The 11072-nt window shown below is 68.8% G+C and carries 10 protein-coding genes and 1 pseudogene; 7 read left to right on the top strand and 4 right to left on the bottom strand.

What is annotated here, in order from left to right; translation table 11 throughout:
* From FED44_RS35215 to FED44_RS35190, 6 genes and pseudogenes are all read left to right on the top strand, one after another.
* Positions 1–473: substrate-binding domain-containing protein (locus tag FED44_RS35215; protein ID WP_138463379.1), on the top strand; the 473-nt coding region annotated here is incomplete at its 5' end.
* 101 nt (positions 474–574) lie between these two features.
* The gene (gene chvE, locus FED44_RS35210; protein ID WP_111701205.1) at positions 575–1669 is read left to right on the top strand and encodes a multiple monosaccharide ABC transporter substrate-binding protein; all 1095 of its coding nucleotides are present in this window, start codon (positions 575–577) and stop codon (positions 1667–1669) included.
* 34 nt (positions 1670–1703) lie between these two features.
* Positions 1704–3239 (top strand): multiple monosaccharide ABC transporter ATP-binding protein, encoded by a 1536-nt coding sequence (gene mmsA / locus FED44_RS35205; protein ID WP_111701204.1) that lies wholly within the window; start codon positions 1704–1706, stop codon positions 3237–3239.
* 2 nt (positions 3240–3241) lie between these two features.
* Positions 3242–4438, top strand: coding sequence for a multiple monosaccharide ABC transporter permease (mmsB, locus tag FED44_RS35200; RefSeq protein ID WP_396700670.1), 1197 nt, complete (start codon positions 3242–3244; stop codon positions 4436–4438).
* Positions 4439–4659: 221 nt separating this feature from the next.
* Positions 4660–5223, top strand: coding sequence for a TetR/AcrR family transcriptional regulator (locus FED44_RS35195; RefSeq protein WP_138463377.1), 564 nt, complete (start codon positions 4660–4662; stop codon positions 5221–5223).
* A 54-nt stretch (positions 5224–5277) separates the two neighbouring features.
* Positions 5278–6133: pseudogene (locus FED44_RS35190) on the top strand (IS5 family transposase).
* Positions 6134–6301: 168 nt separating this feature from the next.
* Here the strand turns inward: FED44_RS35190 and FED44_RS35185 are convergent.
* Complete coding sequence (locus tag FED44_RS35185) at positions 6302–7453, bottom strand: FAD-dependent oxidoreductase (RefSeq protein WP_138463376.1); 1152 nt, start codon at positions 7451–7453, stop codon at positions 6302–6304.
* A 165-nt stretch (positions 7454–7618) separates the two neighbouring features.
* Here FED44_RS35185 and FED44_RS35180 point away from each other — a divergent pair, with 165 nt between their 5' ends.
* On the top strand, positions 7619–8104 hold the full coding sequence (locus FED44_RS35180; protein WP_165900716.1) for a MarR family winged helix-turn-helix transcriptional regulator: 486 nt from the start codon (positions 7619–7621) through the stop codon (positions 8102–8104).
* Between the two features lie 121 nt (positions 8105–8225).
* Here the strand turns inward: FED44_RS35180 and FED44_RS36190 are convergent, their stop codons facing one another.
* The 3 genes from FED44_RS36190 to FED44_RS35170 form a co-directional block, all read right to left on the bottom strand.
* On the bottom strand, positions 8226–8399 hold the full coding sequence (locus FED44_RS36190) for a hypothetical protein (RefSeq protein WP_187406137.1): 174 nt from the start codon (positions 8397–8399) through the stop codon (positions 8226–8228).
* Positions 8400–8492: 93 nt separating this feature from the next.
* Positions 8493–9074, bottom strand: a complete 582-nt coding sequence (locus FED44_RS35175; protein ID WP_138463375.1) for a hypothetical protein — start codon at positions 9072–9074, stop codon at positions 8493–8495.
* 29 nt (positions 9075–9103) lie between these two features.
* Positions 9104–11072, bottom strand: a 1969-nt coding sequence (locus tag FED44_RS35170) for an ATP-dependent Clp protease ATP-binding subunit (protein WP_138463374.1), incomplete at its 5' end; no start/stop codon positions are given.

Genomic DNA, 11072 nt, shown 5'->3' with positions numbered 1-11072 from the left:
GTTTGGGGCATCGGACGGTGTGGCATGTGGCGGGTCCGCCGAACTGGGTGGATTCGCGGGGCCGGGCGGCGGGGTGGCGGTCGGTGCTGGAGGCGGAGGGCCGGGTGGTGCCCGAGCCGTTGGTGGGAGATTGGACGGCGTCGTCGGGTTATGAGCTGGGGCGGCGGCTGGCGGCCGATGGTGGGGTGACGGCGGTGTTCGTGGCCAATGATCATATGGCGATGGGGGTGTTGCGGGCGTTGCGGGAGGCGGGCCGGCGGGTGCCCGAGGACGTGAGCGTCGTGGGGTTCGACGACGTGCCGGAGGCGGCGTACTTCTGGCCGCCGCTGACCACGGTGCGGCAGGACTTCGGCGAGCTCGGCCGGCAGGCGTTCCGGCTCCTGCTGCACCGCATCGCGAGCCGCGACGGCGAGCCGGCGCGCCTGGTCGAGCCCGAACTCGTGGTCAGGGAGAGCACCGGCATGAGCCCCTGAGAGCTTCCGCCCGGCTCCATGGCCGGGCGGGAAAACCGCACCCCGCCGGTCTAGGCCCCCGGCGGGACGCGAGGAACAACCATTCCGAAGGAGATTGTCTCATGCGCAAATTCACAGGCGCGCTGGTGGCAGGGCTGTTACTGCTGCTGGCGGCCGCGTGCGGCAACAGCAGCAGCGGGGACGGCGGGAACACGACCGCCGGCGGTAAGGGGACCGTGGGCATCGCGATGCCCACCAAGTCGTCCGAGCGCTGGGTCAAGGACGGCGACAACATGGTTCAGCAGTTCAAGTCGCTGGGCTACGACACCGACCTGCAGTACGCCGAGGACGTGGTGGAGACCCAGGTCTCCCAGGTCGAGAACATGATCACCAAGGGTGTGAAGGTGCTCGTCGTCGCGGCCGTCGACGGCGCCGCCCTCACCGACGTGCTGCAGCAGGCGGCCGACCAGAAGATCCCGGTCATCGCCTACGACCGGCTGCTGATGAAGACCCCCAACGTGGACTACTACGCCACGTTCGACAACTTCCAGGTCGGCGTGCAGCAGGCGGGCTACATCGAGGACAAGCTGGGGCTGAAGGACGGCAAGGGCCCGTTCAACATCGAGCTGTTCGCCGGCTCCCCCGACGACAACAACACCGTGTTCTTCTTCAACGGCGCCATGTCGGTGCTCAAGCCGTACATCGACTCGGGCAAGCTCGTGGTGCGCAGCAAGCAGACGAAGCTGGAGCAGGCCGCGACGCTGCGCTGGGACGGCGCCACCGCCCAGGCCCGCATGGACAACCTGCTGAGCGCGAACTACACGTCCGAGAAGATCGACGCGGTGCTCTCGCCGTACGACGGGATCAGCATCGGCATCATCTCGGCGCTGAAGAGCGTCGGGTACGGCTCCTCCGGCAAGCCGCTGCCGATCATCACCGGCCAGGACGCCGAGCTGGCCTCGGTGAAGTCGATCATCGCGGGCGAGCAGACGCAGACCGTCTACAAGGACACCCGCGAGCTGGCCAAGGTGGCGGCCTCGATGGCCGACGCCGTCGTCCAGGGCAAGAAGCCCGAGGTCAACAACACCGACAGCTACAACAACGGCGTCAAGACGGTGCCGTCGTACCTGCTGAAGCCCGTGTCGGTCGACAAGGACAACTACAAGCAGATCCTGGTCGACGGCGGCTACTACACCGAGGCCCAGCTCACCGGCTGAGCCTCGCGGGTTCACGGCACGAAAGGGGCCTCCGATGCCCGACCATATCCTCCGGATGCGGGGGATAACCAAGGAGTTCCCCGGTGTCCGCGCGCTCGACGACGTGAACTTCGACGTCGAGCGCGGGACCGTCCACGCCCTCGTGGGCGAGAACGGCGCCGGGAAGTCCACCCTGATGAAGGTGCTCAGCGGGGTCTACCCCCACGGGAGCTACGAGGGGGAGATCCTCCTCGACTCCCGCCCCTGCGCCTTCCGCGGCCTGCGGCAGAGCGAGGCGGCGGGCATCGTCATCATCCACCAGGAGCTCGCGCTCATCCCGGGCATGTCCATCGCGGAGAACGTCTTCCTCGGCAACGAGCGGGCGCGGCGCGGGGTCATCGACTGGCACGCCACGTCGGACGAGACCGTGCGCCTGCTGGAGAAGGTGGGCCTGCGCGAGGACCCGGACACCCCGGTGAACGCGCTCGGAGTGGGCAGGCAGCAGCTCGTCGAGATCGCCAAGGCCCTGGCGAAGGACGTGAAGCTGCTCATCCTCGACGAGCCGACCGCCGCGCTCAACGAGACCGACAGCGAGAACCTGCTGCGGCTCCTGCGTGACCTGCGCGACCACGGCATCACCTCGATCCTCATCTCGCACAAGCTGAACGAGGTGATGGCCGTGGCCGACGCGATCACGATCCTGCGGGACGGCCGGACGATCGAGACGCTCGAGGTCGCCGACGGGGTGGACGAGGACCGCGTCATCAGGGGCATGGTGGGGCGCGACCTCGACCACCGCTACCCGCCGCGCACCCCGGAGATCGGCGACGTGCTGTTCGAGATCGAGGGGTGGAACGTCTTCCACCCCACGGTCCCGGACCGGCAGGTCGTCCGCGACGCGAGTCTCACCGTGCGGCGCGGCGAGATCGTGGGCATCGCCGGGCTCATGGGCGCCGGCCGTACCGAGCTCGCGATGAGCGTCTTCGGCCGGTCCTACGGCGCGCGGATCAGCGGCACGCTCCGGAAGGACGGCCGCGAGCTGCACCTGGCCACGGTGGGCGACGCCATCGCGGCCGGTCTCGCGTACGTCACCGAGGACCGCAAGGAGCTCGGCCTGCTGCTGGAGGAGGACATCCGGCGCAACGTCACGCTGGCGAACCTGCACCGCGTCTCGCGGCGCTCGGTCATCGACCTGCACCGGGAGGTGGCCGACGCCGAGGGGTTCCTCCACCGGCTGCGGATCAAGGCGCCCGGCGTCTTCACCAAGACCGGCAACCTCAGCGGCGGCAACCAGCAGAAGGTCGTGCTGAGCAAGTGGATGTACACCAACCCCGACGTGCTCATCCTCGACGAACCCACCCGGGGCATCGACGTGGGCGCGAAGTACGAGATCTACACGATCGTCCAGCGGCTCGCCGCCGAGGGCAAGGGCGTACTGCTCATCTCCTCGGAGCTGCCCGAGCTCCTCGGCATGTGCGACCGGATCTACGTGATGAGCCAGGGGCGGATCACCGGTGAGCTCGGACGGCGGGAAGCGACACAGGAGGCTGTCATGAGGCTGATGACGAACACACCGGCGGTGGCCCGATGACCGTGGTGGACCGCCCGGCGACCACCCCCGCGTCCTCGGGCGGGTCGTCCGGTCCCCGCCTGCGGGGGAACCTCCGGCAGTACGGGATGATCGCCGCGTTGGTCGTCATCGTCGTGCTGTTCGAGATCCTGACCGACGGCATCCTGCTCAAGCCGCTGAACGTCACCAACCTGATCATGCAGAACGGCTACGTGCTGGTCCTGGCGATCGGCATGATGCTGGTGATCATCAACCGGGAGATCGACCTGTCGGTCGGCTCGGTGGCGGCGTTCGTCGGGGCGGTCACCGGGGTGGCGATCGTGAACTGGGGCCTGCCGTGGCCGCTGGTCGTGGTCGGCGCGCTCGTCACGGGTGGGCTGATCGGGGCGTTCCAGGGCTTCTGGATCGCCTACGCCCGCATCCCGGCGTTCATCGTCACGCTCGGCGGCATGCTGCTGTTCCGCGGCCTCAGCATGGTCGTGCTGCAGGGGCAGTCGATCGCGCCGTTCCCCTCCGGGTTCCGGCAGCTCGGGTCGGGCTTCGTGCCGGAGATCGGCGCCGGCGACCTGCACCTGGTGACCATGCTGCTCGGGCTCGCCGGGGCCGCGGTGATCGTGTGGAACGACTGGCGCTCGCGCGCCCGGCGCCGTGAGTACGGCCTCAGCGTGCCCGCCATGCAGTGGTTCGTGCTCAAGGCCGTCGCGATCATCGCCGCGATCGGGGCGTTCGCCTGGGTCCTCGCGGTCTACCAGGGCCTGCCGATCGTCGGCCTGGTGGTGATCGTGCTGACCGCGGCGTACTCGTTCGTCACGACGAGCACGGTGGTCGGCCGGCACATCTACGCCGTCGGCGGGAACGAGCGCGCGGCCGCGCTGTCGGGCATCGCGACCAAGAAGACGAAGTTCTGGGTGTTCGTCAACATGGGCGTGCTGGCCGCCCTCGCCGGGCTGATGTTCGCCGCCCGGCTCAACGCGGCCACTCCCAAGGCGGGCACGAACTTCGAGCTCGACGCCATCGCCGCGGCCTTCATCGGCGGCGCCTCGGCGTCGGGCGGCGTCGGCAGCGTCGTCGGCGCCATCGTCGGCGGCCTGGTCATGGGCGTGATGAACAACGGCATGTCGCTGCTCGGCCTCGGCGTCGACTGGCAGCAGGCGATCAAGGGCGGCGTGCTGATGCTCGCCGTAGCCTTCGACGTCTACAACAAGAACAAGTCGAAGTAGACGCGACCGGGTGACGGGGAGGCACGGACCGCCCCGATGCGCCGGCCGGACATGTCGTGCATGTCCGGCCGGCGTTGTCGTCTCGTCACACCTCTTTCCGACGAGGCGGCGGGTGAGCGGCTCTCCGCGTCGCCGCGCCCTGTCCCCTAGAATCGGAGTCACAGCTCCTGTTGAGCGGCGCGGAGCACCTGCTCGGAGAGCGGCCAGGCGCGGGGGGTTCGATGACCAGATCGCTGCGCTCGGACGCCCAGCGCAACAGGCAGCGCATCCTGGAGGCCGCCGAGGTCGTGTTCGCGCTCAAGGGGCCGTCCGCCTCCACCGAGGAGATCGCGCAGAAGGCCGGCGTCGGCATCGGGACCGTCTTCCGCCACTTCCCGACGAAGGAGGCGCTCCTCCAGGCGATCATCAAGGGTCTCGCCGTACGCGTCGCCGCGGAGACCGGGAACCTCGCACGCACCGGCGAGCCGGCCACCGCGTTCTTCCAGTTCTTCACCTGGGTGATCGGTCAGGCCGCCGAGCAGCGGACGGTCGTCGACCTGCTGGCCGAGGCGGGTGTCGAGGTCATCGTGGCCAAGCCCGTCGACGCGCTGCGCGACGCCGTGGCCGCGCTGCTCACCGCGGCCCAGCGCGCGGGGGCCGTACGGCGGGACGTCGGGGTCCCGGAGGTGCTGGCGCTGCTGATCGGCCTGTGCCAGGCGTCGCTGCACGCCGGCTGGTCGCCCGAGGTCCGCGACCGCACCCTGGCCGTCGTGTTCGACGGGCTGCGCCCCTCCCCCGCCGCCTAGGTCGTGTTTCAGAACTGGGGTCCGTGTCTCGCTTCGTGCCGTGATGATCTCTAGGTGGGGCGAGGGGATCTTCCCGATGATCAGTGGGCGGTGCTGGGTCCATTGCTGCCGGTCGCGGTGTCGGGCAGGCTGTCTGCGTGCCGACGGCGGTTGATCGACGGGATTCGAGGGCGGCCCCGTGGCGGGATCTGCCGACGGAGTACGGTCCCTGGCAGACGGTTTACGGGCTCTTCCGTCGCTGGCAACGCGATGGTGTCTGGTCGACGGTCCTGACCAGGTTACAGGCCCGGGCGGACGCAGCAGGGCTGATCACCTGGGACGTGAACGTCGACTCCACGATCTGCCGGGCTCATCAGCACGCTGCCGGTGCTCGGCGCGACGGCCAAGCCCAGAAGGAACCGCCGGGTGGCCGTCAGGACGAACCCGACGATCACAGCCTGGGCCGGTCGCGCGAGGGCTGGACCACGAAGATTCACCTGGCCTGCGAGCAAGGACAGAAGCCGTTATCGCTGCTGGTCGCAGCGGGGCAGCGGGGAGACAGCCTCAGTTCACGACCGTGCTGGAAGCCATCCGGGTCCCCCGCCTCGGTATGGGCCGGCCACGGGTTCGTCCGGTGCGGGTCCGTGGCGACAAGGCGTACTCATCACGCGCGAACCGTACCTACCTGCGTCGGCGTGGGATCCGCTGCACGATTCCGGAACCCGCCGATCAGGCTGGCCACCGCAGGCGCCGGGGCACGGTCGGCGGACGGCCTCCGGCTTTCGACCGTGAGGGCTACAAGGCCCGGCACGCGGTCGAGTGCGGCATCAACCGGTTGAAGCGGAACCGGGCGGTGGCCACCCGGTTCGACAAGCTCGCGGTCCGCTTCGAGGCGACCGTCCTCATCGCCGCGATCAACGAATGGCTGTGACCTGTGGGGTGAGGTATTTCGATCAAATGAGCGGCTGGGTGGCGGTGTTGGGCCTCGTGGCCTGCTGGGATGCCGCTGGACGATCTGTGGGCAGGTCTGGGAGCGAAATGCCCCCGCCGAGGCCGGCGGGGTGGGTGATTCACGAGTCGGTGGGCAGGTGTTGGGCGCTCACTGGTGTTGGTGGCCGTAGGTCTTGGTGCGGTTCATCATGTCGCGCAGGTTCGCGGGTGCGTTGTAGCCGAAGGTTTGCTCGAAGGATTGGTAGCCCTCGGTCGAGGACGCGGCGCTGCGGGGCAGCATCTGTTCGGCGAAGGTGTTGAACGCCGTGTCGATGTCGGCTGGTGTGGCGGCGATGGCCTGTGCGAGCTGGGCGCCATCGTAGAGGGCCCAGTTTGCGCCGTCGCCGTCTGGCGGGGTGAGGTGGGCGGCGTCGCCGATGAGCATGATGCCCGGGACGCGGTCCCAGGTGTGTTCCAGCGGGAGTCCCCAGATCGGGCGTGCGACCGGCGTGGTCTCGCCTCGGGTGACCAGTTCGAGCAGCTCAGGCGCCCAGCCCTGGCCCAGCTGCTCGGCGACGAGCGTCAGCGCGCGCTCGCGGTCGGAGAAGTCGACCGACTGCATCCACTCGAGCGGCTTCTTCAGTACGACGTAGGTGTGGATCACGTCGTTCGCCTCGCGGTGTCCGAAGATTCCCCTGCCCGGCTTCATCGCCAGCATCGCGCCGCTGCCGACCAGTGCGGCGCTCTGCGGGTGGTTCTTTTCGACGTCGTGGAGGAAGGTTTCGACCCACAGGGTTCCCAGGTACTCGGGCATGGCGCCGTTGAGGGAGGCCCGGACCCGCGACCAGGCCCCGTCGGCGCCGATCAGCACCTCGGTTGAGACCGACGAGCCGTTGGCGAAATTGATCACGTGCGGTCGGTGGCCGTCTCCGGGGGTGACCGAGGCGATCTTGTGGCCCCACTGGATCGTGCCGTGGGGCAGTGACTCGATCAGGATCCTGCGCAGTTCGCCGCGCAGGACTTCGGGGTTGCTCAGTTCCCCGTCGTCGGGGATCTCGCCGACGAGTTCTCCGTCGGGGTTGAGGAATCGCATGGCCTCGGCGCCCATGTTGACGATCGAGTGGAACTCGTCCATGAGCTGGCACTGCTGGAGGGCGACCTGGCCGTTGAAGTCGTGGATATCGAGCTGGCCGCCCTGGGTGCGTCCGCTGGGCGATGCCTCCGCCTCGTAGACGGTCGAGGCTATGCCGTGGACGTGCAGGACGCGGGCGAGGGCGAGTCCGGCCAGTCCGGCTCCGGCGATGGTGATCGTTCCGTTCACTGTGACGACTCCTTGAGTTCCTTCGATGGGCCTCGGGCGACTGCTGGGCTGGGTGAGTCCGGTGGCCTGGTGGGCCCCGACCCTATATCCTTATGTGGCCAAATTATTATGCAACATAACTATATTGGATTGCCATAAGGTACCGGGGGCGTCGAAAGGTAGGTCATGACAGAGGCTGAGCCGGGTGATGAGTACGAGCAGGTGCTGGGCAGCCTCACGGCCTTCACCGCCACGCAGAAGGAACTGGCACGGGCTTTCGCCCGCAGTGCGCGCCTGCACACCACCGACGCTGACGCCATCGTGCTGATCATCGAGGCGGAACAGCGTGGTCGGCCGCTGACGCCAGCGCGCCTCGCCGAACGCGTGGGCCTCTCGCCGGGTGCGACCTCGATCCTTCTCGGACGCCTGGAGAAAGCAGGGCATGTCGAGCGCGTGCGGGAGGGCTCCGACCGGCGGGTCGTGACCCTGCGCTCGACCACGACGATCAACGCCGCTGCCGACGCCTTCTTCGAACCGCTGCATCTGCAGCTCGGTCAGGCGCTGGGTGAGTTCACCACGGAACAGCTCGCCCTCATCATCCGTGCCGCCGACAATCTCCGCACCACCATGGAGACCTATCTCCGCGACTGCGAATCGACCCCGAAGGACTAACCTCTGGGGCCGGCCGGCCGAGCGTAGCGGGGCCAACGGCACGTCCAGCGGACTGCGGGCTATGTGTCTTCGCCCCTAGCCTGCCGCCCTGCCGCGGGTGCCCGGCTGCCTCGCCACCTGATCACGCGCCTCCGGTTCCGCGCGAGGGACGCATGCCGCCGGGCGGCTCCGGAAACTGGAAGAAGTACCCGCCCAGCGCGTTGACATGGTGACGCACGATCGGGAAGAGGCGGGCCACGTCCTGGCCGCGGACCTCGAAGCCCTCGGCACGGAGCTGGGTTGCGATTACCTCCATCGGTCATCTGAAAGATCCCCTCGCCCCACACCGAGATCATCACGGCACGAGGCGAGACACGGACCCCAGCTCTGAAACACGGCCTAGCCGGCCTCAGCCGCCCTGGCCCTCGATCTGCGAGATCATCGGGCCGATCAGCCGGTTCAGCTCCCGGACCAGCACCACCAGGGCCCGGTGGGCCAGCTCCGGCAGGTCCTCGGCGGGGCCGTCCGGCGCCGGAGGAAGGTCGTCGAGCGGCAGCGGCGCGTCCACGAGCAGGACGGGCCGGACGAACGGGATCTTGGTGAGATCCCGCTCGGCGGGCTCGACGTACTGGCCGAAGATCTCCGGCCACCCCTCCCAGCCCCGGTCGCGCCACCAGGCCCGCGACGCCGTGAGCGCCGCGGGCGGGGGCGAGACCAGGCTGATGCGGGCGATCATCGACCCGTCCCAGCCGTTGCGCGCGCACGAGGCCGACAGGATCCGGCGGTGCCACCGCACGAACCCCGGGGAGGCGACGGGAGGCGTGGCGACCCGCCAGGCCGCGCAGGCGAAGGCGACCGGGGCGATGTCGCCCCAGACGCCGTCGAACTCGCCGATGTTGTCGCGCAGCAGCTCGGTGTAGCGACTGTCACCGCCGTGTGCGCGCTCCCGGTCGGAGCGGGTGTCGATCCAGAACGCCTGGTCCTCGCGCATGTGTCCCGTCTTCCGGCCTGAGGGCGCGGTCAGCGAGCGGGCAGCGCGGCGGGAGCCGCCCCGCCGGCCACATGCGAGGGACCGGCTTCGCCGGTGAAGACGAACCTGGCGTTGTCGCCCTCGCCCTCGATGTCGATCCTGACGACCTGGCCCGGCCGCAGCTCACCGTAGAGGATCTTCTCCGACAGGGTGTCCTCCAGCTCGCGCTGGATCGTCCGGCGCAGCGGACGGGCGCCCATCACCGGGTCGTAGCCCCGGTCGGCCAGCACCTGCTTGGCCGCCGCGGAGACCTCCAGGCCCATGTCGCGGTCCTTGAGACGCTCGGCCACCTGGGCGAGCATCAGGTCCACGATCTGGATGATCTCCTTGGGCGTCAGCTGGTGGAAGACCACGATGTCGTCGACACGGTTGAGGAACTCCGGCCGGAAGTGCTGCTTGAGCTCCTCCTGCACCTTCGCCTTCATCCGGTCGTACGTCGACTCGCTGTCGTCGGCCTTCGAGAAGCCCATCCCCACGCCCTTGGAGATGTCCCGGGTGCCGAGGTTGGTCGTCATGATGATGACGGTGTTCTTGAAGTCCACCACCCGGCCCTGGGCGTCGGTCAGCCGGCCGTCCTCCAGGATCTGCAGCAGCGAGTTGAAGATGTCCCCGTGGGCCTTCTCGACCTCGTCGAACAACACCACCGAGAACGGCTTGCGCCGCACCTTCTCGGTCAGCTGGCCGCCCTCCTCGTACCCGACGTAGCCAGGCGGGGAGCCGAACAGCCGCGAGACGGTGTGCTTCTCCATGAACTCGGACATGTCCAGCATGATCAGCGCGTCTTCGTCCCCGAACAGGAACTCCGCCAGCGCCTTGGACAGCTCGGTCTTACCCACGCCCGACGGACCGGCGAAGATGAAGGAACCACCCGGACGGCGCGGATCCTTCAGACCGGCGCGGGTGCGGCGAATCGCCCGCGACAGGCCCTTGATGGCGTCGTCCTGCCCGATGATCCGCCTGTGCAGCTCGTCCTCCATGCGGAGCAGCCGCTGCGACTCCTCCTCGGTGAGCTTGAAGACCGGGATGCCGGTGGCCGCCGCGAGCACCTCCGCGATGAGCTCCTCGGTGACCTCGGCCACGACGTCCATGTCGCCGGCCTTCCACTCCTTCTCCCGGCGCTCCCGCCGCACCTGCAGCTGCTTCTCCTGGTCGCGCAGCGCGGCGGCCTTCTCGAAGTCCTGCGCGTCGATCGCGGACTCCTTCTCACGCCGGACGTTCGCGATCTTCTCGTCGTACTCGCGCAGGTCCGGCGGCGCGGTCATCCGGCGGATCCGCATCCGCGAGCCCGCCTCGTCGATCAGGTCGATCGCCTTGTCCGGCAGGAACCGGTCACTGATGTAGCGGTCGGCCAGCGTCGCCGCGGCCACCAGCGCGCCGTCGGTGATCGACACACGGTGGTGCGCCTCGTAACGGTCCCGCAGGCCCTTGAGGATCTCGATCGTGTGCGACAGGCTCGGCTCGGCCACCTGGATCGGCTGGAACCGCCGCTCCAGCGCGGCGTCCTTCTCCACATGCTTGCGGTACTCGTCCAGCGTCGTGGCGCCGATGGTCTGCAGCTCGCCCCGCGCGAGCGGGGGCTTCAGAATGCTCGCCGCGTCGATGGCGCCCTCCGCGGCGCCCGCGCCGACCAGCGTGTGCAGCTCGTCGATGAACAGGATGATGTCGCCCCGGGTACGGATCTCCTTGACGACCTTCTTCAGGCGTTCCTCGAAGTCGCCGCGGTAGCGCGACCCGGCCACCAGCGCGCCGAGGTCGAGGGTGTAGAGCTGCTTGTCCTTCAGCGTCTCGGGCACCTCACCCTTGACGATCTTCTGGGACAGGCCCTCCACCACCGCGGTCTTGCCCACACCGGGCTCGCCGACCAGCACCGGATTGTTCTTCGTACGGCGCGACAGCACCTGCATGACGCGCTCGATCTCCTTGTCCCGGCCGATCACCGGGTCGAGCTTGCCCTCCCGC

The sequence above is a fragment of the Microbispora triticiradicis genome (assembly GCF_005864065.1).
In the GTDB taxonomy this organism is placed as follows: domain Bacteria; phylum Actinomycetota; class Actinomycetes; order Streptosporangiales; family Streptosporangiaceae; genus Microbispora; species Microbispora triticiradicis.
This window is presented reverse-complemented; position numbering and strand designations above follow the sequence as displayed.

Excerpts from the sequence above, each read along its gene's own strand:
- chvE (WP_111701205.1), top strand. The coding sequence starts at position 575 with ATGCGCAAATTCACAGGCGCGCTGGTGGCAGGGCTGTTACTGCTGCTG.
- mmsA (WP_111701204.1), top strand. The coding sequence starts at position 1,704 with ATGCCCGACCATATCCTCCGGATGCGGGGGATAACCAAGGAGTTCCCC.
- FED44_RS35180 (WP_165900716.1), top strand. The coding sequence starts at position 7,619 with ATGACAGAGGCTGAGCCGGGTGATGAGTACGAGCAGGTGCTGGGCAGC.
- FED44_RS36190 (WP_187406137.1), bottom strand. The coding sequence starts at position 8,399 with ATGGAGGTAATCGCAACCCAGCTCCGTGCCGAGGGCTTCGAGGTCCGC.
- FED44_RS35195 (WP_138463377.1), top strand. The coding sequence starts at position 4,660 with ATGACCAGATCGCTGCGCTCGGACGCCCAGCGCAACAGGCAGCGCATC.
- FED44_RS35175 (WP_138463375.1), bottom strand. The coding sequence starts at position 9,074 with ATGCGCGAGGACCAGGCGTTCTGGATCGACACCCGCTCCGACCGGGAG.